Source organism: Nevskiales bacterium (assembly GCA_035574475.1).
GTDB lineage: Bacteria > Pseudomonadota > Gammaproteobacteria > Nevskiales > DATLYR01 > DATLYR01.
In genome coordinates this window covers 1-20,255 of sequence record DATLYR010000034.1, presented here as the reverse complement: position 1 = coordinate 20,255, position 20,255 = coordinate 1, and the positions used below count along the sequence as shown (strand labels likewise).

At 67.3% G+C, this 20,255-nt stretch carries 18 protein-coding genes; 9 read left to right on the top strand and 9 right to left on the bottom strand.

Features of this window, described 5'->3' with window-relative positions:
* Positions 1 to 196: 196 nt before the first annotated feature.
* The 6 genes from VNJ47_02155 to VNJ47_02130 form a co-directional block, all read right to left on the bottom strand.
* Positions 197 to 964: an SDR family oxidoreductase gene (locus tag VNJ47_02155; GenBank protein ID HXG27636.1), complete on the bottom strand. Its 768-nt coding sequence runs from the start codon at positions 962 to 964 to the stop codon at positions 197 to 199.
* Positions 965 to 1,049: 85 nt separating this feature from the next.
* Positions 1,050 to 1,841: an outer membrane lipoprotein-sorting protein gene (locus VNJ47_02150; GenBank protein ID HXG27635.1), complete on the bottom strand. Its 792-nt coding sequence runs from the start codon at positions 1,839 to 1,841 to the stop codon at positions 1,050 to 1,052.
* Between the two features lie 62 nt (positions 1,842 to 1,903).
* Positions 1,904 to 2,878: a HupE/UreJ family protein gene (locus VNJ47_02145; GenBank protein ID HXG27634.1), complete on the bottom strand. Its 975-nt coding sequence runs from the start codon at positions 2,876 to 2,878 to the stop codon at positions 1,904 to 1,906.
* A 164-nt stretch (positions 2,879 to 3,042) separates the two neighbouring features.
* The gene (locus VNJ47_02140) at positions 3,043 to 4,008 is read right to left on the bottom strand and encodes a peptidylprolyl isomerase (protein ID HXG27633.1); all 966 of its coding nucleotides are present in this window, start codon (positions 4,006 to 4,008) and stop codon (positions 3,043 to 3,045) included.
* A 4-nt stretch (positions 4,009 to 4,012) separates the two neighbouring features.
* A complete protein-coding gene (locus VNJ47_02135) occupies positions 4,013 to 6,031 on the bottom strand; it encodes a DUF3604 domain-containing protein (GenBank protein ID HXG27632.1) in 2,019 nt (672 codons plus the stop codon).
* 118 nt (positions 6,032 to 6,149) lie between these two features.
* Complete coding sequence (locus tag VNJ47_02130) at positions 6,150 to 6,911, bottom strand: SDR family oxidoreductase (protein HXG27631.1); 762 nt, start codon at positions 6,909 to 6,911, stop codon at positions 6,150 to 6,152.
* 127 nt (positions 6,912 to 7,038) lie between these two features.
* On the opposite strand from VNJ47_02130, the gene VNJ47_02125 reads away from it, so the two are divergent.
* The 4 genes from VNJ47_02125 (at position 7,039) to dmpG (ending at position 10,956) form a co-directional block, all read left to right on the top strand.
* Positions 7,039 to 7,869, top strand: a complete 831-nt coding sequence (locus VNJ47_02125; GenBank protein HXG27630.1) for an alpha/beta hydrolase — start codon at positions 7,039 to 7,041, stop codon at positions 7,867 to 7,869.
* 114 nt (positions 7,870 to 7,983) lie between these two features.
* A complete protein-coding gene (locus VNJ47_02120) occupies positions 7,984 to 8,781 on the top strand; it encodes a fumarylacetoacetate hydrolase family protein (protein HXG27629.1) in 798 nt (265 codons plus the stop codon).
* A gap of 74 nt (positions 8,782 to 8,855) precedes the next feature.
* On the top strand, positions 8,856 to 9,734 hold the full coding sequence (locus tag VNJ47_02115; protein ID HXG27628.1) for an acetaldehyde dehydrogenase (acetylating): 879 nt from the start codon (positions 8,856 to 8,858) through the stop codon (positions 9,732 to 9,734).
* A 184-nt stretch (positions 9,735 to 9,918) separates the two neighbouring features.
* The gene (gene dmpG, locus VNJ47_02110; GenBank protein ID HXG27627.1) at positions 9,919 to 10,956 is read left to right on the top strand and encodes a 4-hydroxy-2-oxovalerate aldolase; all 1,038 of its coding nucleotides are present in this window, start codon (positions 9,919 to 9,921) and stop codon (positions 10,954 to 10,956) included.
* Positions 10,957 to 10,960: 4 nt separating this feature from the next.
* Here dmpG and VNJ47_02105 read toward each other — a convergent pair whose 3' ends face one another.
* The gene (locus VNJ47_02105) at positions 10,961 to 11,449 is read right to left on the bottom strand and encodes a nuclear transport factor 2 family protein (GenBank protein ID HXG27626.1); all 489 of its coding nucleotides are present in this window, start codon (positions 11,447 to 11,449) and stop codon (positions 10,961 to 10,963) included.
* A gap of 237 nt (positions 11,450 to 11,686) precedes the next feature.
* Here VNJ47_02105 and VNJ47_02100 point away from each other — a divergent pair, with 237 nt between their 5' ends.
* The 5 genes from VNJ47_02100 to VNJ47_02080 all read left to right on the top strand — a co-directional run bounded on the left by VNJ47_02100 (position 11,687) and on the right by VNJ47_02080 (position 17,782).
* Positions 11,687 to 13,519 carry a DAHL domain-containing protein gene (locus VNJ47_02100; GenBank protein HXG27625.1) on the top strand — a complete coding sequence of 611 codons (1,833 nt, stop codon included), beginning with the start codon at positions 11,687 to 11,689 and terminating at the stop codon, positions 13,517 to 13,519.
* 15 nt (positions 13,520 to 13,534) lie between these two features.
* The gene (locus VNJ47_02095) at positions 13,535 to 14,485 is read left to right on the top strand and encodes a response regulator (protein ID HXG27624.1); all 951 of its coding nucleotides are present in this window, start codon (positions 13,535 to 13,537) and stop codon (positions 14,483 to 14,485) included.
* A gap of 102 nt (positions 14,486 to 14,587) precedes the next feature.
* Positions 14,588 to 15,721, top strand: a complete 1,134-nt coding sequence (locus VNJ47_02090) for a DUF1214 domain-containing protein (protein ID HXG27623.1) — start codon at positions 14,588 to 14,590, stop codon at positions 15,719 to 15,721.
* A 35-nt stretch (positions 15,722 to 15,756) separates the two neighbouring features.
* Positions 15,757 to 16,920: a sulfotransferase gene (locus VNJ47_02085; GenBank protein ID HXG27622.1), complete on the top strand. Its 1,164-nt coding sequence runs from the start codon at positions 15,757 to 15,759 to the stop codon at positions 16,918 to 16,920.
* 67 nt (positions 16,921 to 16,987) lie between these two features.
* Complete coding sequence (locus VNJ47_02080) at positions 16,988 to 17,782, top strand: SDR family oxidoreductase (GenBank protein ID HXG27621.1); 795 nt, start codon at positions 16,988 to 16,990, stop codon at positions 17,780 to 17,782.
* Between the two features lie 133 nt (positions 17,783 to 17,915).
* Here VNJ47_02080 and VNJ47_02075 read toward each other — a convergent pair whose 3' ends face one another.
* Together VNJ47_02075 and VNJ47_02070 are read right to left on the bottom strand one after the other, a co-directional pair.
* On the bottom strand, positions 17,916 to 18,920 hold the full coding sequence (locus VNJ47_02075) for a flavin reductase (GenBank protein HXG27620.1): 1,005 nt from the start codon (positions 18,918 to 18,920) through the stop codon (positions 17,916 to 17,918).
* Positions 18,921 to 18,985: 65 nt separating this feature from the next.
* Positions 18,986 to 20,255: DUF1302 family protein (locus VNJ47_02070; GenBank protein ID HXG27619.1), on the bottom strand; the 1,270-nt coding region annotated here is incomplete at its 5' end.

Genomic DNA, 20,255 nt, shown 5'->3' with positions numbered 1-20,255 from the left:
TTTCAGCTCCTCGAGGTTGGCGGTGTCGATGCAGCGGCAGTAGGCGTACTTCAGCCGCTTGATGTGTTCGAGATCTTCCAGAGGCAAGGACATGGAACCTCCTGTCGAAGTGTTTCTGTCATTCCCGCGCAGGCGGGAATCCGGTCAAAAAAGCGCTTGTTTTACTGGATCCCCGCTTTCGCGGGGATGACAAGCGTTAAACGCCGAATCCGCCGGACACATTGATCTGCTGCCCGGTGACGTACTGGTTGGTGGCGAGGAACACCGCCGCGTGGCCGATCTCCTCCGGCTCGCCCCAGCGCTTGAGGCACAACAGCTTCTGCGTCTCCTCGGTCCAGGCCTGGTCGAACACGCCGCGCTCGAGCAGCACCAGGAACATGCCGGCCTTGATCACACCGACCAGAATCGAGTTGGCGCGGATGCCGTGCTTGCCTTCTTCCTTGGCGATGCCCTTGACCAGCGCCTCGTTGGCCGCCTTGGGGATCACCGACAGGCCGTCCTTCTGCGGGAACCACAGGTGCCCGGCCGAGCCCAGGTGCACATAGGAACCGCCGCCCTGCTCGCGCAGGTGCGGCAGCGTGGCCTGCACGGCGTTGAAGAACCCGTGAACCTCGGTATCAATCGAACGTTTCCACAGTTCCGGTGTGGTTTCGCCGATGAAGACCTGCTCGACCACCGGGCCGGCGGCCCAGGCGATGGTGTGCAGGCGGCCGTGGGTTTTCACCGCGGCGGCGACCGCGGCGCGGATTTGCCCGGGATCGGTGACATCGGCGGCATGCGTGCTGGCCTTGCGGCCGAGCGATCGGACCTCGCCGGCGACCTTCTCCGCCACATCCCGCTTGGAGCGGTACACGATGGCCACCTCGGTGCCGGCGCGCGCGAAGGCCAGCGCCACGTGCTGGCCGATGCCGCCGCTGCCGCCGAACACCAGCGCCGCACCCGCCGGAAATTCACCCTGTGCCATGTCTCCCCCGATGGAGTATCGATGTGCCCGGATTATTCGGGAGGCCGCCCGGCCGCGGCCTCACCCGTTGGGACGACGGGGCGGCTTATTCGCGCAGGTAGAAGGTGTTCGGCTCGAAGATGCGGCTGGGCAGCTCCTTGACCAGCGCGACGTCGTGGATGCGCAGCGTGGTGCGTGTATCGTCGATCAGGTCGTGCATCTCCATGTCGGTGAGATACCAGTGGTCGCCGGCCTTGCGCAGTGCGCGCACCGGCGCGCTGAAACGCTTGCGCAGCGCCTCGCCCTTGTAGAACTCGGCCTTCAGCGGCACGCAGGTCTTGCGGTCCACCCATACCCGCATCTGGCTGTAGATGGCGGTGGGATCGTCGGCGCGGGCACTGAAGCTCAGCCGGTGCACGTCACGGCCGTCCAGCTCCTCGCCGGCCTCCAGCTTCGGCGGCAGGCCGGAGAAGGCATTGCTGATCTGCTTGAACTCGTAATAGCTGAAATTGGTGCCGAGCAGCGAGCCGTCGGCGAACTCGGTGCTGATGCGGCGCACGCGGCGCACCGACGGCAGGTACACGTACATGCTGTCGAAGCGCTTGTCCTCGGTCTGGCGCAACAGGTAGGCCGCGCCGGCCAGGTGCTCGGGCGCGCTGATCTGCAGGGTGGCGCGCAGCAGGCCGTCGGCGTCCGGCAGCTTCTCGCGGGTGGTGAACAGTTTGCCCTTGAGTGTGCGGCTGCCGCCGGCGATGTCGGTGGTGGTGAATTCCAGCACCTGGACCTGCGTGCCCGGCAGGATGTTGGCCTGCATGCAGGCCAGCACTTTCTCCACCGCTACTTCCGCCTGCACGGGCAGGGCCAGCATCAGCAATAGCAGGGTCCACAAGCGTTTCATGTCGGTCTCCCCTTGGGCGCGCGGCTGCGCGCCGGTCGTGACTCCACCCTACTCCAAAACCCCTACGTCCACAGCGCCGCCGTGCGCTCCAGGCACCAGAACGCCGCCAGCGTGCCGATGCCATAGGCCGGCAGCACCAGCGTCACCGTCGCCGGCAGCGGCCGCACGCCGGCCCGCTGCCAGCTCCAGGCCAGCAGCAGCCAGGCCGACACCAGCATCAGCTGTGCCAGTTCGATGCCCAGGTTGAAGGCCAGCAGCGCCAGCGGGATCTCGCCCGCGGGCAGCCCCACCTCGGCCAGCGCGCCGGCAAAGCCGAGGCCGTGCAGCAGGCCGAAGGCCAGCGCCATCAGCCAGGGCCGGCGACGCAGCAGGGAATGGGGATTGGGGCGCAGCAATTCAAGCGCCAGCACCACGATGCTGGCGGCGATGGCCAGCTCGGTCAGCGCAGGATTCACCCGCACCAGGCCCAGCGTGGCCAGCGCCAGCGTCACGCTGTGGCCGAGCGTAAAAGCGGTGACGGTCACCAGCAGGGGCCGCAAGTGGCGCACCAGCAGGAGCAGCCCGAGCACGAACAGCACGTGGTCGAAACCCAGCAGCAGGTGCTCGATGCCCAGCGCGAGATAGCCGCGGAATACCGGCGGCGGCGCGGCCGGTGGCGGCACCGTGTAGGACGGCTGGTCGAGATCGAGCAGCCGCGTGACGACCTCGCCCTGCCGAGGCTCAAGGCGCAGGATCACGCTGATGCGGCTGCGCTCGAGCCCACTCACCGCAAGCGTCTGGCCCACCAGCCCAGCGGCCCCGCAGTCAACGTCCCAGCGCAGGACCTGCGACTGGTTCTCCTCCGCCGACAGCCGGGCGGGGCCCAGGGCCCGGCAGGCGGGCGGCAGCTGCGGCTGCACGTCGGTGCCCTGCACGCGCGCCACCGAGGTGCGCCACAGCACCGCGTAACGGCCGGCCTCGAGCTCCTTCAGCTCGAGCAGCGCCGGCGCCAGCGGGTGGGCCCGGGCTGTGGTGATAAAGACGAAGAAACACGTCATTCCGGCGCAAGCCGGAATCCAGCGACTTAAAAAGGCTCTGGGTTGCGGATCGCGTCCAGATCCCAAAGGCGCTGGGCCCCGGCTTTCGCCGGGGCGACGCTCATGAGAGCGTCGACGTGTCCGGAATGACATCGAAAATATTCGATGGATCAGGGCCACACGGATCATGGCGCCATCCCGAGCGTGACCTGTGCCGCCGGACCGGTGTCCGGCAGCTGCACGCGATACTGCGCGCGCAGCCGCGTCAGCGCCTCCTGCAGGACCGCTTTCTCGCGCTCGGCGAGCAGCGCGTAGGCGGCGCGCGCACGCATCTGCGCGAAATCCGGCGCCGCGCCGGCTTCCACGCGCTCGATGCGCACCAGGTGCAGGCCGTAGGCGGAGCGCAGCGGGCCGGCCCAGGCGCCCGGCGCGAGCGCGGCCAGCGCCGCGCCGAAACCCGGCCCGAAGGCACGGTCCAGCTCGGCCGCCGACTGCGGCGGGAAAACCGCGCCCAGCAGGAACGGATCGCCGGCCGCGACGGCACTCGCATCCTGGGCCTGCAACCGGGCCAGCAGCGCCTGCGCGATGCGCTCGGCCTGCCCTGGTGGCCGATCGCCGCTGACGAAAACCTGGCGGAACGCGTAGCGCGCGGGGCTGGCGTAGCGTACCGGATTGCGGCTGACATAGTCGCGCAGCTCGGCCTCGCTGAAGCTGGCCTGGCCAACGGCGCGCATCGCCATCACCTGCGCCAGGCGGCGGCGCACGACCAGGTCGCGGCGGTGCAGCCCCAGCGCGCGCGCCTCGGCCAGCAGCGCCTCGTCGCTCGCGTCCGATTCCGGGAAGGCGAACCGCATGTTCTGCACCAGGCGCTCGCGCGCCACCGGATCGACCGATTCCAGGCCCAGCTTGAGCGCCTCGCGCAGCAGGATTTCCTCGTCCAGGTGGCGCTGCAGGCTGGCCTGCAGCTCGGCGGCGCTCGGTGCGCGCCCGGTTTCGCGCGCCCAGTCCGTCTGCAGGCGCCGCAGCTCGCCGGCGCTGACCTGGATGGTCTGCAACGTTGCATCGTGCGCGGGCAGCCATTGCCGCGCGACGAACAGCAGGCCGCCGAGCAGCAGGAAGTGCAGCAGCGGATGGCGCAGGATCCGTTCCACGCACTCAGCCCGGCGGTGGCTTGTACCAGATCGGTGAGGTCCAGGCGCGCTCCTGCACCGTGCGCGGGTAATCCGAGCAGCAGCCGGCAAAGCCCTCCGGCACCGAGCCCGGGTCGTTGACGCACTGCTCGACGGTGACGCCGGCGGCCAGGCACTGGCGCCAGTGCCAGCGGCACTGCGGATTCTCGACCACGCGCGCGTAGTAGAACGCCGGCTCGGCGGGATCGAAGTCCGGGTCCTGCCACACGGCGCAGAGGCTGGCGAAGCCACTGCCGGTCGTTTCACAGTTGGCCAGGTTCACGCCCGCGCCGTTGACCGGATTGCCGGCGACTTCGTACACCTTTTCGACCTTGGCGCCGTTCTCCACCCAGCCCTTGACGATCTGGATGCGCTGCAGCGGCTGCGCCGGATCGCCAGGCGCACCGGGATCGCGCAGCGCCGACACCGCGAAGCGCGGCGCGCCCGCGCTGGCCGGGCGTGCCGGCAGGTCACCGCCCATCGGCACGCCGTTGACATAGCCGTCGGCGGCGAAATTCGCGCTGGCGCACTGGCCGGCGGGCAGGTTCCAGCCGCCGAAGAAGCGCACGATCGGCCGCGTGCCGGAGGTGGCATAGGCCTCGCGCCGGCGCATGGCCGCGAACAGCGACTCGCGCGTGTTCTCCTCCGCCCACAGCACCGCCAGGCCGCCGGGATTGCCCTCGATGACATCGGACAGGCCGTTGCCGCCGCTGGCGCCGGCGCCGCCGTGGCCCGGGAACTCGGCCGTCTCCATGACATTGCCGGGCGAGCCGATGTGTGTGTCCGAGCTGCCGATGAAGCCGTACTTGAACGGGTTCACGCCCAGCCGTTGTTCCTGGCGCAGGCCCTCCTTCAAGGCCTCGCGCACGAAGTCCTGCGCCATCGGCGGACCGGTGTTGAGCCCGCCGAAACGATCGCCGGTCAGGTTGTTGTAGGGCAGCAGCTCGAAGTCGCACAGCTCGTCCGCCGCGCCGGCGCCGCTGGTGCCGAGACACTCCGACTGGCCCTTGGCCTGCATGATCTCGACCAGCGGCTCGTTGTCCTGGCGCGTCTGCGCGAACTCCGCGGTGTAGTCGTTGTTGAAGCGGTCCTTGGTCTCGAACATCAGGCCCGCACTGAGGTTCGAGTTGTGCGGAATGGTGAGGTAGTCACAGCCGTCTTCGCTGCGGCAGACCCGCGCCAGCTCGGCCCACAGCAGCTCGGGCCGCGGGAATTCCTGGGTCGCGACCGGCAGCTCCGGCACCACCTCGCTGGCGAAGATCACGTTGCGGTGCAGGTTGTTGGAGGACGGCGCCAGCGTGTACTCGTAGCCCACGAAGGTGGTGAAGCGACAGTTGTCGCTGCGGTCGTAGTGGGCCTCGGCGGCACGCTGCGTGTCCTGCCAGGGTGTCTTGGCCGCCTGCAGGCAGCGCTCCCCGTTGAGGCCGCAGTACGGCAGACGCGGGATCTTGCCGTTGCTGCCGACGACCGGCAGGTCGGAGACGATCGGCACGCCCGGCGGCACCGGGAACTGCGGCAGTTCCGGCAGGCCGACCGCCACCAGGTTGAAGAGGATGAAGGACTCGTTCGGGCGTGCGCGGTAGAAGATGCATTCCGGCGCGTTGTACTCGAGATAGGCCGCGTTGGTGCAGATTTCGACCTCGCCGAACAGTTCCGCATGGTCGGTGACCGCGGCGAAATCCAGCGGCCGGGCGATCCGCGTGAAGCGCGTGGCATTGCCCTGCGCGTCATAGGGCTGGATGCCCAGCTGCTCGCCCTGCGCAAACTGGTAGGCCTCGTGCGGGGTGATGATGGTGCCCTGGGTGTTGGCGTCGAGCGAGTACACCGTGTGCACGTGCAAATCGCCGAAGAACGGCTGGCGCTGGGCGGTGTAGTGGCGGCACTCGGCCTTGGCCGGCGGGCCGCCGCCGTCCCCGCTGTCGCCGCCGGTGGAAGAACCGTCGCAGGCCGCCAGCAGGCCCAGCAGCCCCGCAGCGGCCATCAGCCGATAGCTGGATTTCCCCATGTCCCGCACCCCGCTTGATTCCGCTCGAATGGCGGGTTTCTGGTCATATGCAGCGCATTTTTCGGTAAGGCGGGCACAGGCGCCTCACCCGTTGGGATGGGTCACCCGTGGCCAGTCCTCAAGACTTGTTGACGCTGGCCGCGGCCAGGAAGGCCGGACGCTCGCCGCCGCCGTGCAGGACCAGGTTGGTGCCGCTGGCATAGGCCGCCGCCGGCGAAGCCAGCCACACGCAGGCCTCGCCGATCTCGGCCGGTTCGGCCATGCGCTGCAGCGGCACGGTGGCGGATACGGCCGCGAGGCCGGCTTCGTCGCCGTAGTGCAGGTCGGCCTGCTCGGTGCGCACCAGCCCCGGGCTGATGGCGACCACGCGCACCTTCGGCGCCCACTCCACCGCCAGCGACTGGGTCAGCGAAAGAATGCCCGCCTTGGCCGCGCCATAAGCCGCGGTGCCCGGTGAAGGCCGCAGCGCCGACACGCTGGCAATGAACACGATCACCCCGCCCGTTTCCTGCGCCTGCATGACGGCATTGGCCTTCTGTGCCAAGTGCAGCGGCGCGGTGAGGTTGAGCGCGATGATGGCCTCGTGAAATCGTGGTGAGGCCTTGTCGGCCAGCGCATAGGGTGCGCCGCCCGCGTTGTTCACCAGCACGTCGAGCCGGCCGTGGCGCCGGGCGATCTCACCGAACAGCGCCTCGACCTGCTCGGATTTGCGCACGTCGCAGGCGATGAACTCGGCCCTGTGCCCCTTCCGCTGCGGCAGCTGCGCCGGTATTTCGCGGCCGCAGGCTACGACGGTGTCGCCGGCGGCCAGGAAGCGTTCGCTGATGCCGCGGCCGACGCCCTTGGCGCCGCCGGTGACGAGGATGACTCTGGGGGACATACGCGCACATCCTACGGCCAACGCTCGTGCGCACGGTCACCCAAAAGGACGAAGCCGCAAAATCCCTTGTCCCTGAATATCTTTCCGACGCCGATCGCAGCCGCACGAACCCCTTTCTCCGGTCCCCATGACCACGAAGCCCGTTCCCGAAGGTCACTACGTCAAGCTGCCCAACGGCCATCGCATCCATTATCTGGATGAAGGCGCCGGTCCGGCCGTGGTCTTTCTGCACGGCTCCGGCAACGGTGCCTGCGCCTACAGCAACTTCAAGGGCAATTACCCGGCGCTGGTGCAGGCCGGCTACCGCTGCATCCTGCCCGACCTGATCGGTTTCGGTTACTCGGACAAGCCCGACACCGTCGAATACCACCTGGATCTCTTCGTCGAGTGTCTCAAGCAGGCGCTGGACGCCATCGGCATCGACAAGGTCACGCTGCTCGGCAACTCGCTCGGCGGCGCGGTGGCGCTGGGCTTCGCGCTGGCCCATCCGCAGAACGTCGAAAAGCTGGTGCTGATGGCGCCGGGCGGGCTGAATGACCTGCCGGACTACCTGGCCATGCCGGGCATGGCGGCGATGTTCGCCACCTTCCAGCCGGGCAAGACCGTGACGGAGGCAGATCTCAAACGGCTCTTCATCGAGGCCTTCGTGGTCAACCCGGCCTGCGTGGACGATCAACTGGTGCGCGAGCGCCATGCCCTGATGCAACTGCAGAACCCGCAGGTGATGAAAACGCTGAAGGTGCCGAACCTGACCGCGCGCCTGCCCGAGATCGCGGCGCCGGCGCTGGCGCTGTGGGGGCTGAACGAGAGCATGATGCCGGACAGCGGCATCCTGCGGCTCGGCAAGGGCATGCGCAACTGCCGCATGGTGCTGGTGCCCAACTGCGGCCACTGGGTGATGATCGAGCATCGCGAGCTGTTCAACCGCATGGTGCTGGACTTTTTGCGCAATGGTTAGCATCCGACGCTCTTTTGTAGGAGCGTGCCTGAACGCGACACGCCGTCAAGAGTCGCTTGCATGGCAAGTTTCTACACCCGGCTCTGAGCCAGCCGTGCAGGGATTACTGTGCACATGAGCCTGCCCGAATCGACCCTTACCCGCCTCGGTGACGAACTGTTCGCCGCGCTGCGCAGCGCTTCCGTACTCGATCCGCTGACCAGCCGCGAGCCGGCCATCGACATCGACGACGCCTACCGCGTGTCGCTGCGGTTCCTGGAGCGACGCACCGCAGAGGGCGAGCGCGTCATCGGCAAGAAGATCGGCGTGACCAGCAAAGCGGTGCAGGACATGCTCGGCGTGCACCAGCCGGACTTCGGCTTCCTGCTCGACAGCATGCACGTGGCCGACGGCGCCACGCTCAGCCTGTCGGAGATGAAGCTGATCCAGCCACGCGCCGAGGGCGAGATCGCCTTCGTGCTCAAGAAGGATCTGAAGGGTCCCGGCGTGACCGAGGCGCAGGTGCTGGACGCCACCGACTACGTGTCGCCCTGCTTCGAGATCGTGGACTCACGCATCCGCGACTGGAAGATCAAAATCCAGGACACCGTGGCCGACAATGCCTCCTGCGGCGTGTTCGTGCTCGGCGCGCAGCGGGTCAAGCCGCAGGCGCTGGACCTCGCCGCGGTGAAGATGGACATCAGCAAGAACGGCGCCCATGTCGCCAGCGGCCTGGGCTCTGCGGTCCAAGGTCATCCGGCCACCGCGGTGGCCTGGCTGGCGAACACGCTGGGGCGCTTCGGCATCCCCTTCCTGGCCGGCGAGATCATCCTGTCCGGCTCGCTGGCGCCGCTGCTGCCGATCGCCGCGGGCGACCGCTTCGAGATGACGCTGACCGGCATCGGCGGCGCTTCGATCGGGTTTGAGGAGTAGATTTGTATGTAGGAGCGCGCCTGCGCGCGACCAAGAGTCGCCCGCAGGCAGGCTTCTACAATGGAGACACTGCGATGCAGAAGATCAAATGCGCGATGATCGGTTCCGGCAACATCGGCACCGACCTCATGTACAAGCTCAAGCGGAGCAGCCTGCTCGAGCCTGTATGGATGGTCGGCATCGACCCGGCCTCGGAAGGCCTGGCACTGGCGCGCAAGCTGGGCCTGAAGACCACGGACCAGGGTGTGGACGGCCTGGTCCCGCACGTGAAGGCGGACGACATCCGCATCGCCTTCGACGCCACCAGCGCCTATGTGCACAAGGAGAACTCCGACAAGCTGACCGCGCTGGGCGTCAAGGTCATCGACCTCACGCCGGCCGCCATCGGCCCGTTCTGCGTGCCACCGGTGAACCTGAAGGAACACCTGGGCAAGAACGAGATGAACGTGAACATGGTCAGCTGCGGCGGCCAGGCCACCATCCCGATGGTCTATGCCGTGTCGCGCGTGCAGCCGGTGAAATACGGCGAGATCGTCGCCACCGTGGCCAGCAAGTCGGTCGGCCCCGGCACGCGCAAAAACATCGACGAGTTCACCCGCACCACCGCGGCCGGCGTGGAGAAGGTCGGTGGCGCCAAAGTCGGCAAGGCGATCATCATCATCAACCCGGCCGAGCCGCCGCTGATCATGCGTGACACCATCCACTGCCTGACGGAAGACCCGCCGAAACAGGACGAGATCACGCAGTCGGTGCACGACATGGTCAAAGAGGTGCAGAAATATGTACCGGGTTACGTGCTCAAGAACGGACCGGTGTTCGACGGCAACCGCGTCACCGTGTTCATGGAAGTCGCCGGGCTCGGCGATTATCTGCCGAGGTACGCCGGCAACCTGGACATCATGACCGCCTCCGCCGCACGCACGGCGGAGATGTTCGCCGAGGAAATGCAATGACCTGCGAATGAGCTCTTGACGGCCTGGCGCAGCGAAATCAAGCGCAGCCGACCGGGAGCCCGAAGGTCGCCACGCAGCGGAACCGAGACATGACGGAGATTCCGCAAGCGGCGGGTCGGCGGGCCATTCGCGTAGGCAAGCCGGCATGCCAGGCCGTTCGCCATATGTTCACCGGAGTTCAGACATGAACCTGAAAGGCATCCAGATCAAAGTGCATGACATGTCGCTGCGCGACGGCATGCACCCCAAGCGCCACCAGATCACGGTTGAGCAGATGAAGGCGATCGCGCAGGGCCTGGACGAGGCCGGCGTGCCGCTGATCGAGGTCACGCACGGCGACGGCCTCGGCGGCGCCTCGGTGAACTACGGCTTCCCCGCCGCCAGCGACGAGGAATACCTGCGCGCGGTCATCCCGCTGCTGAAGCAGGCCAAGGTCTCGGCCCTGCTGCTGCCGGGCATCGGCACGGTGGACCACCTGCGCATGGCGAAGGACTGCGGCGTCGCCACCATCCGCGTCGCCACCCACTGCACCGAGGCCGACGTCGCAGAGCAGCACATCAGCCTGGGGCGCAAGCTGGGCATGGACACCGTCGGCTTCCTGATGATGGCGCACATGGTCGAGCCGGGGAAAATCCTCGAGCAGGCACTGCTCATGGAGTCCTACGGCGCCAACTGCATCTACGTCACCGACTCGGCCGGCTACATGCTGCCCGACGATGTCTCCGCGCGCGTGGGCCTGCTGCGCGAGAAGCTGAAGCCCGAGACCGAGATCGGCTTCCACGGCCACCACAACCTGTCGATGGGCGTGGCCAACTCGCTGGCCGCGGTCGAGGCCGGCGCGCGGCGCATCGACTGCGCCTGCGGCGGCATGGGCGCCGGCGCCGGCAATACGCCGATGGAGGTGTTCGTGGCGGTGTGCAACCGCATGGGCGTGGAAACCGGCGTGGACGTGTTCAAGATCTCGGACGTGGCCGAGGACCTGGTCACGCCGATCATGGACTTCCCGGTCAGGATCGATCGCAACTCGCTGACGCTGGGCTATGCCGGCGTGTACTCGTCCTTCCTGCTGTTCGCCAAGCGCGCCGAGCAGAAGTACGGCGTACCGGCACGCGAGATCCTGCTCGAGCTGGGCCGCCAGAAGATGGTCGGCGGTCAGGAGGATATGATCGAGGACACCGCCATCACCATGGCGCGCGCGCGCGGCTTGCTGAAGTCCGCCTAGCGCCTCAGCCGGGCCGGCCGGCGAACAGCGCCTTCAGCTTGTCCGCGCCCAGTTCCAGCACCAGGGTCGAGGTGGCGACGAAGCGGGTGGCGCTGATCTTCCATTCCCCGCCCTGACGTCGGTACTCGTCCTCGTAATAACCGGCCAGCTGGGTCGCCTGCCTGGCCTGGGTGTTGATCAGGAAGTAATGCAGGCTCCAGCTGCCGCGTGCGTGGTCGGTGTCCAGCACCTCGATCTGCGGATTCATGCCATGGTGCAACTCGACCATGTGCGGGTGGCAGGCAATCTCCGTGTAGAGCTTCACCAGCGCATCCGCATCCTCGAAGTAACCGACGGCACCGTAATCGATGCGTACCGGCCCATCGGCGAAGCAGGCACGCATACCGGCCGGATCCTTGCGGTCGCAGCAGGCCAGGTAGCGGGCCTTGAGCGCGCGAATGGCCTCCACGGCTTCCAGTCGCGCCAGTCGCCGTTCGATCGTGTCGGTGCTCATGCGTGCTCCCGCAGACATTTCCAGCTGCAGTACAACGTAACCGCACCGTTGCCGAATCCCCCGTTCGGCTGAGCCGGACGGCTGGGCCATTGGCGGGCCTACCGCAAACAGGTGAAGCCAGCGCGTGCGCGCCGACATACCGTGCAGGGTGGGTAGGTCCGGGGTTCTCCGGGCTGCCGACAAGCGAGAAAGCGGGCGCATGCATGTCCGCGTGACACGAGGGGGAGCTGCGGACTCATGAAACTGCGAATGCTGATTCCGGCGCTGCTGGCCGGCATGGCGATTGCCGTGCTGGTGTTCCTGCTGCGCATGACCCAGACCGTGGACAACGACCTGCACCTGGAGCGCCTGCGTCTGATCCGCGCGGTGGATGCCCTGGACGTGCAGCTCAACCGCGCCGTGACCCAGTCCGGCGTGGCCACCATGACCCAGCTGACCGCGGCGCGCGCCGACACCACCCGCCGGCTGGGTGAGGTGCTGGACGAGCTGGACAAGGGCCCCAAGTCCCTGCGCGGACTGTCCCCGGAGCTGGACCGCGCGCTCGACACCTTCCTCGATACCATCCAGGACAAGTCCGAGCTGGCCTTCGACTTCGAAGCGCGCAACGTCCTGCTCAACCAGCGCCTGATCAATGCCATGGACGGCGTCGCCGTGCAGGCCGATGCCGTGCTGGCGGCGGCCGACGCCGCGGCCCAGGAGCGCGTGCGCGAACTCACCCTGCAACTCAAGGCCGAGATCACCACGCTGGGCGTGATCCAGGGCCAGCCCGAAACCGCACGCATCAAGGCGGCGCTGGACGAACTCGACGAGATCGGCAAGACCCAGTCCGAGGCCTTCCGCGAGGCCCAGCAGGCCCTGCGTCTGGGCGCGGAGGGCGTCATTGCCGACAAGACCGAACTGGTGGACAAAGTGGGCGGTTTCCTCGGCCGCCCTACCGGCCCGCAGCTGGAGGCGATGGAGCGCGCCTATATGGACTGGCACGGCCGCCAGGTGGCGATCGCCAACCGCTACCGCCTGCTGCTCGCCGGCTATGCCGCTTTCCTGCTGATCGTGCTGGCCGGCCTGGGCGTGCGCCTGCGCAACAGCTACCGCGAGCTCGACCGCGCCAACGACAAGCTGCGCGAGGCCAACGAAACCCTGGAATCGCAGGTGCAGGAACGCACCAAGGACCTGCGCAAGGCGCTCAAAGACCTGCAGGAGTCCGAGGCGCAGCTGATCCAGTCGGAAAAGATGGCCTCACTGGGCCAGATGGTGGCCGGCGTGGCGCACGAGATCAACACACCGCTGGGCTACGCACGCAGCAATACCCGAATGGTGCGCAGCTCGCTCGAGGAGCTGCGCGACGTGATCGCGGCGCAGGACCAGGCGCTCAGGCTGCTGACCGCCGAGCAGGCCACCGAGGAACAGGTCGCGCAGGCCCTGGCCGAGGCGCAGCAGCGACGCGAGGCGGTCAACCCCGCCGAGCTGGTGGGTGACCTCGACACGCTGCTCGACGACGCCAGTCACGGTCTGACCCAGATCGCCGAGCTGGTCTCCAGCCTCAAGGACTTTTCGCGCGTGGACCGCTCACGCGCCGACCTGTTCAACGTCAACGACGGCCTCGAGTCCGCGCTCAAGATCTGCCATAACCAGATCAAGGATCGCATCGAGGTGGTGCGGCATTACGGCGAGCTGCCGGAGATCGAATGCGCGCCCTCGCAGCTCAACCAGGTGTTCCTGAATCTGCTGACCAACGCGGCGCAGGCCATCGAGGGCGAAGGCAAGATCCTGCTGCACACCACCGCCGAGCAGGACGGAGTGTGCATCCGCATTCTCGACACCGGTTGCGGCATGAGCGAGGAGGTGCGCGCACGCATCTTCGAGCCCTTCTTCACCACCAAGCCGGTCGGCAAAGGCACCGGCCTGGGCCTGTCGATCGTGTACCGCATCATCGAGGACCACGGCGGGCGCATCGAGGTGCGCTCGGTGCCGGGCAAGGGCAGCGAGTTCATCATCCGGCTGCCGCTGCGACAGCAGGCGGCTCCGGCAGAGAGCGCGGCGACGCCGTTGCCCCGCCTGGCCGCCGTCTGACGGCAGGGTGGCCGCATGAACCAGGCCCAGGCCCCGGCACGCGCCCGTGTGCTGTTCGTGGACGACGAACCGCGCATCCTCAACACCATGCGCATGCTGTTCCGCGGCCGGTATGAGGTGCTGACCGCCGATGGCGGCGCGCAGGCGCTGGAACTGCTCAAGACCCGGCCGGTGGACGTGATCGTCTCCGACCAGCGCATGCCCGGCATGACCGGCATCGAGCTGCTGCGCCAGGCGCGCGAACGCATGCCCGGCGCCATGCGCATCCTGCTGACGGGCTACTCCGACCTCAACGCGATCATCGGCTCGATCAACGAGGGCGAGATCTTCCGGTTCGTCAACAAGCCCTGGTTCGACGAGGACCTCATCGCCACGGTCGCGCGCGCCGTGGACGCCGCGCGCGCCACCCAGGCGGCTGCGGCCAGCGAGGACGCGCACGCCGCCGCGGCAACGGCCGCCAATGGTGTGCCGGCCGCCGTGCTGGTGCTGGACGACAACCCGTCGGTGCCGCACAAGATCCAGGAGATCCTGGGCGGGCAATGTCGCGTGCTGGGCAGCAGCACACTGCAAGAGGCCGTCAGCCTGCTGGAGCGCGAGCGCATCGGCGTGGTGGTCTCGGACACGCGCGTGCAGGACAACCCCGTCACCGGCCTGATCAGCGCGCTCAAGCAGCAACGCCCGGAGGTGGTGTGCGTGATCCTGACCGAGCGCGCCGACGCCGACAGCGCCATCAACCTGATCAACCAGGGGCAGATCTACCGTTTCATCACCAAGCCCATCCACGACGGCCAGTGCCGCATCATGGTCAACTCGGCGCTGCGCCAGCACCAGCGGCTGGTGCAGAACCCGGTCCTGCACCGGCGCTACGAGGTCGTTGCGGCGCCAGCACCGGAGCCGGCCAGCAGCTCGGCGGCGCTGATCGAGCGCGTACGCACCCTGCGTACCTGGGCCAAGCGCTGGGTATGAGCAGGAGGGTGCGCACTGCGCGCCGGCCTTCTACCTTAAACAGGTGAAGCCGCCCCTGCCCCGCCCGGCTACTGTGCGGGAAACCCCGTGGAGGAAGGCCGCATGACGGTGAAGGACGACGTCGTCTCGGGCCGCGTCTGGGACGAATTCTGCGACGCGCTCAAGCAGGCCGGCCGGCAGATTCTGCGGCCGGAAACGCCCGCCAGCGAGCTGGACCGCGCCGAGGGCTGGCGCTACCTCACGCGCCTGCTGCGCATCGGCCTGGAGATGCAGCTGGAGTTCGCCGACCCGGACTTCCCCGGCTTCTTCCTGCCCTCGCACGAGACCGGCAAGATCGGCGCGGACAACCCGGACAACCGCTACCTGTTCGCCAGAATCAGTGGCCGCAACGAATACGTGATCGCCGGCACGCGCGGCACGGTGTCTTATCTTTCCATCGGCACGCAGAAGGGCGGCTACGAAACCAGCGGCCGCATGGAGCAGACCGGCTTCATCGACGCCAAGGACATCCAGTGCGACACCGAGGGCCGCTTCGAGATCGTGCTGAGCCAGACCCAACAGCCGGGCAACTGGCTGAAGCTCGAACCCGACAGCAACGCCGTCATCGTGCGTCAGACCTTCCTCGACCGCGCTGCCGAGCAGCCGGCCCAGCTCACGATCCGGCGGCGCAGCGCCGGCGCCCTGCCGCAGCCGCTGTCCGCCGAGCGGCTGCGGCAGGGCCTGATCAACACCGCGCGCTTCGTCGAGGGCACCGCGAAACTGTTCGCCGACTGGGCGCAGAGCTACCTGCCGCACAGCAACCGGCTGCCGCCGGCCGACCAGGCCCTGTGCCAGCGCGTCGGCGGCGATCCCAACATCTTCTACTACCACTCGCACTGGAAGCTGGCCCCGGACGAGGCGCTGGTGATCCATATCCCGCGCATCCCGAAGTGCCGCTTCTGGAACCTGCAGGTCAACAACTACTGGATGGAGTCGCTGGACTACCGCTACCACCGCATCCACCACAACGCGCATACCGCGAAGCCCGATGCCGACGGCGGCGTGACGCTGGTGCTGGCGCACCAGGACCCGGGCCATCCCAACTGGCTGGAAACCGCCGGCCATGACAACGGCACCCTGTGCCTGCGCTGGGTCGGCGCCGAGGAGCATGTGCATCCCGAAACGCGGGTGGTGAAATGGAGTGATATCGGCCGCGCTGTCGCGGCTAAAGCCGCTCCTACACGAGGACAGCGGTAGGAGCGGCTTCAGCCGCGATTCCTGCCGGCCATGCCATGAGTAACGCACTGAAATTCGAGCCTGCGGCCCTGCTCGCCGAAGCCACGCGCCAGGCCGGTGGTCTGGATGACTTTGGCGATCCCAGCTTCCGCAAGGCGCTCGAGGTCCTGTGCCATTCGCTCGAGACCGAGGCCAAGCTGTCGGATCTCGGCCGCCAGCTGCTGCACGGCAAGTTTGTGGAACTGCTGGTCAACCGCCTGCGCATCGAGCAGTACTTCAAGGACCACCCGGAGATCGCGCAGGAGCCGCTCGCGCCGCCGCTGGTGATCGTCGGCCTGCCGCGCACCGGCACTACCCTGCTGCAGCGCCTGCTGGCCTGCGACCCGCAGCTGTACTCCATGGCCTGGTGGGAGACGCGCTATCCGGTGCCCTTCCCAGGCGAATCGCTGCAGAACCCCGTGCAGCGCATCGAACGCGCCCGCGGCGAGGTCAAGGTCATGGTCGAGGCCATGCCCAAGCTGCTCTCCATCCATCCGATGGATGCCGACCAGGCCGACGAGGAGCTGATGCTCATGGAGCACTCCTTCATGGCGGCCTTCAACGCCTACGCCAACGTGCCTTCGTACATGAACTGGCTCTACGGCGTCAGCGAGAAACCGGCCTACGACTATCTCAAGCGCGCCATGCGCTTCCTGCAATGGCAGAAGCGCCAACGTGGCATCCGCGCCACGCGCTGGGTGCTGAAGGCACCGCATCACCTGCTGCGCATGCGGCTGCTGCTGGCGGAATTCCCGGGCGCGCGCATCATCCAGACGCACCGCGACCCGGTGGACACCATCCCGTCCATCGCCAGCTTCATCGACACGCTATGGCACATTTACAGCACGGACGTGGACCCGGCCGCGGCCGGCCAGGAGTGGCATGCGCTCATGGCGCGCGCCTTCAAGGTCACGATGGCCGTGCGTGACGAACAGCCGGCGGCTTTCCACGACGTGCGCTTCGAGGACACGGTGCAGCGGCCGCTGGCGGTCGTGCGCGACATCTATGCCTGGGCCGGTCTCGAATTGACGCCCACTGCGGAACGAGCGATGAGAGCGTGGCTGGAAGACAACCGTCGCAGCACGCGCGCCGCACACGAGTATGCCGGCGAGCATTTCGGCCTGACGGCGGAGCAGATTCGGCGCGATTTCGCGGAGTACCGCAGGCGGTATATTGCGTAGCGGCGCAACGGGCCCACGGGCCACATCGCAAACGGTGCGCAGTGCGCACCCTACTGGAGTCACTGCAATGCTTTTAAAGGACAAAGTCGTGATCGTGTCCGGCATCGGCCCCGGCCTGGGCGTGAAGCTCGCCATCGAGGCCGCGCGCGAGGGCGCTGCCGGCGTGGTCTGCGGCGCACGCAGCGCGCAGAAGCTGGACGACGCGGAGCAGCGCATCCGGGCCCTGGGTGTGAAAACCCGGGTGCTCAAGCAAGTTTGCGACATCACCGACCGCGCCTCCTGCGCGGCCCTGGTGGACGCCACGGTCAAGACCTTCGGCCGCATCGACGCGCTGGTCAACAGCGCCTTCTTCCACGGCGACATGGACTATGTGTCGAATGCCGACCTGGACGCCTGGCTGACGGGCCCGATCGCCACCAACCTGATCGGCACGCTCAAGCTGACCCAGGCCGTGATCCCGCAGATGAAGCAGCAGAAGAAGGGCGCGATCGTCATGATCAACACCATGGCCGTGCGCCAGGTGCCGCCGCTGGGCGAGGCCGGCTATGCGGCCTCGAAGGCCGCGCTGGCCAACTCGGCCAAGTGGCTGGCCAAGGAGCTGGGCCCGGATGGCATCCGCGTCAACACCGTGCACATGGGCTGGATGTGGGGCGCGCCGGTGCAGGCTTACATGGAATGGCAGGCGCAGCAGCACAAGCTGCCGGTAGAGTCGCTGGTGGCCCAGGTGGCCTCGCAGATCCCGATCGGCCGCATCCCGCCGGACGAGGAATGCGCCCGCGCCGCGCTGTTCATGGTGTCGGACTACGCCAGCGTGGTGACCGGCGCCTCGCTGGACGTCAACGGCGGGCACTACATGCCTTGATCATGCGCTTCGCGGTCGCGAGCACATAGGTTCTAGTAGGAGCGTGCCCCGCACGCGACCCGACGCGTACTGATCGAAGAGTCGCGTGCGCGGCACGCTCCTACAACCCCATCAGAGCGTGTCGGAATCCCACCTAGCCGGCACGCTCGTTATCGCTGTCCTCGCCCGAGTCTTCCCACAGCACGGCTGCCGCGGGATCGATGACCGTCAGCAGCCGGTTCAGCAGGGATTTCAGCACCGGTGCGTCGGCCACGCCCATGCGCTCCAGCACCTGCGACTCCACCGCCTTGGCGGCGGAGATCAGGCGTAGCGCGCAGCGGCGGCCGGCCTCCGTCAGTTCGTAGGTGGCCTCGGTCGGCTCATCGCCGTTGGCGCAGACCTGCACCAGCCCGCGCTCGATCAGCGCCGCCAGGTTGCGCCGGGTGGCGTCGTCCAACACGCCGGCCATGCCGGCGGTCAGGTCGCTGGCGGTCATACCACGCTTGAGCGTGAGCGAGGACAGCACGTAAAACTCCTCGTCGCTCAGACCGGCCTCGACCAGGTACGGGCGGATCTGGGCGAAGAAGCGGAAATGGCTGCGCCCCAGCAGGTAGCCGAGGAAATCCTCGCCGAAGCTGCCGGCCAGATAGGCACTGCGCGGCTTGAGCGCTTCGCGCCGGGTCGCGTGCGCGTAGCGGCCGCCATGGAATACCAGTGGAGGGGCCTCGCTGCGATCGAAGCTCAGTACCTCGCCGACGAAGATGGTGTGGTCACCGCCGTCGTACTGGAACGCGGTGCGACACTGGAAACGCGCGCTGCAGCCGCGCAGCATCGGCGTGCCGCCGACGCCAGTCTCCAGCTCCAGACCGGCGAATTTGTCCTCGCCGCGACGTGCGAACCGGGTCGAAAGCGCCTCTTGGTCGGCCGCCAGCACGTGCACCGCCCAGTGCGGCACGCTCTGGAACACCGGCAGGCTCTTGGCAGTGTTCTCCAGGCTCCACAGCACCAGTGGCGGATTGAGCGAAACAGAGTTGAAGCTGCTGCAGGTCAGGCCGACGGGGCTGCCATCGGCGGCACGGGTGGTGATGATGGTGACGCCGGTGGCGAAACTGCCGAGGGCACGGCGGAATTCCTTGGGATCGATCGCGGCTGTACTCATGCGGCCCGAAGTTCATTCACAGGAGCCGCAGAGCGCACCGGCTTACACCGGTGCGCCAGCGGCCATCACAGATTGTATTTGATGGTCAGCGTCGCGTAATCGCGGTCTACGAAGGGATTCTGCGGGACGGTATAGGCATCCGGATCCTTGTCGCTGGCCATCTGCGCATCCGCATCGCCGAGCAGCCAGTTGTAACCGACGCCGATCTCCAGGTTCTGCAGATGCTGGACACCGAAGTTCAGACTGAACCGGCGGTCCCCCTCGCCGAACAAGGCGCCGAACGCGCCCGTGATCGGTGGATTGCCCTTGAAGATTTCGCCGTAGGTGAAGCTGGTCAGGATGTCCCAGCCCGGGAAGGCATTGCGCTTCTTGCCCAACGCCAGCATCTGGAAGCCGGTGGACTTGTCGTCGGTGAACAGCACGTCGCCATTTCCGGCAGGGACGAGTCCGTTACGCGCCTGGATGGGCTCGAAATCCTCGACCCGGAAATGGGCCAGCTCGCCGATGGCGGCGATTTCGTCGAGCAGGAATTTGGGGTTGGCGACATACAGCGCCGACAGCAGCAGCTGGTTGACCTTGCCGCGGGTGAAGATGGGGCTGGGAACGCCCGACACGCGCGCCAGCGCCTGGACATCGATGCCATCGCGCTGAGCCAGCTCGGCGGTCACACTGATGCCACCGATCACGCCCGAAGCGCTGATGGCGTTCATCTCGATGTTGTCGAAGTACTTGACCTGGTAGGTGACCGGTACTTCCTGGTTCAGCAGACAGGTGTCGAGCTCGACCAGTGGGCCGGTCGGCAAGCCCAACAGCTCCGGCGGCAGGTCGCCGAACTTGGCGCAGCCGAAGTTGAGCTGCACGGTCGGGTTCGGGCTGTGGTACTTGATGTGGTAGAAGCCCAGGTTGACCGACGGGGTGATCTGATAGCTCGCGCCCAGACCCCACTGACCGTCCTTGTCCGGCTCGATGTCGGGCCCGCGGAGCGTGAGGATGTTGGGCTCGGCATTCAGCAGCGGACCGCCCAGCCCGCCCACATTGCATATGAAGCTCAGATCGCCCAAGGGAGTGATGTTGAACAGCCCCGGACAGCCGTCCCCGAAGGCGGGATTGATCGAACCGTACACGAAGGTGGCACCCGGCCCGACGGCATCCGACGGCGAGAAATAGTGGCCGTAGGGAAACAGCTGGGTCGGATCGAACTCGAGCTTGTAATAGCCCATCAGGCTCAACGTCGGGCTCAGCGCCAGGGTCGCGGAGATCTGGTTGTGCGGCAACAGGATTTCCTTGATCTCGGCGCCGGGCACGAAGGCGCGCGCGGCGTCGGCTCGTCCCATC

Coding starts and splice junctions, on each gene's coding strand:
- VNJ47_02135 (HXG27632.1), bottom strand. CDS start 6,031: ATGGGGAAATCCAGCTATCGGCTGATGGCCGCTGCGGGGCTGCTGGGC.
- VNJ47_02155 (HXG27636.1), bottom strand. CDS start 964: ATGGCACAGGGTGAATTTCCGGCGGGTGCGGCGCTGGTGTTCGGCGGC.
- VNJ47_02150 (HXG27635.1), bottom strand. CDS start 1,841: ATGAAACGCTTGTGGACCCTGCTATTGCTGATGCTGGCCCTGCCCGTG.
- VNJ47_02100 (HXG27625.1), top strand. CDS start 11,687: ATGAAACTGCGAATGCTGATTCCGGCGCTGCTGGCCGGCATGGCGATT.
- VNJ47_02120 (HXG27629.1), top strand. CDS start 7,984: ATGAGCCTGCCCGAATCGACCCTTACCCGCCTCGGTGACGAACTGTTC.
- VNJ47_02080 (HXG27621.1), top strand. CDS start 16,988: ATGCTTTTAAAGGACAAAGTCGTGATCGTGTCCGGCATCGGCCCCGGC.
- VNJ47_02075 (HXG27620.1), bottom strand. CDS start 18,920: ATGAGTACAGCCGCGATCGATCCCAAGGAATTCCGCCGTGCCCTCGGC.
- VNJ47_02105 (HXG27626.1), bottom strand. CDS start 11,449: ATGAGCACCGACACGATCGAACGGCGACTGGCGCGACTGGAAGCCGTG.
- VNJ47_02130 (HXG27631.1), bottom strand. CDS start 6,911: ATGTCCCCCAGAGTCATCCTCGTCACCGGCGGCGCCAAGGGCGTCGGC.
- VNJ47_02115 (HXG27628.1), top strand. CDS start 8,856: ATGCAGAAGATCAAATGCGCGATGATCGGTTCCGGCAACATCGGCACC.
- VNJ47_02125 (HXG27630.1), top strand. CDS start 7,039: ATGACCACGAAGCCCGTTCCCGAAGGTCACTACGTCAAGCTGCCCAAC.
- VNJ47_02095 (HXG27624.1), top strand. CDS start 13,535: ATGAACCAGGCCCAGGCCCCGGCACGCGCCCGTGTGCTGTTCGTGGAC.
- VNJ47_02145 (HXG27634.1), bottom strand. CDS start 2,878: ATGACGTGTTTCTTCGTCTTTATCACCACAGCCCGGGCCCACCCGCTG.
- VNJ47_02090 (HXG27623.1), top strand. CDS start 14,588: ATGACGGTGAAGGACGACGTCGTCTCGGGCCGCGTCTGGGACGAATTC.
- dmpG (HXG27627.1), top strand. CDS start 9,919: ATGAACCTGAAAGGCATCCAGATCAAAGTGCATGACATGTCGCTGCGC.
- VNJ47_02085 (HXG27622.1), top strand. CDS start 15,757: ATGAGTAACGCACTGAAATTCGAGCCTGCGGCCCTGCTCGCCGAAGCC.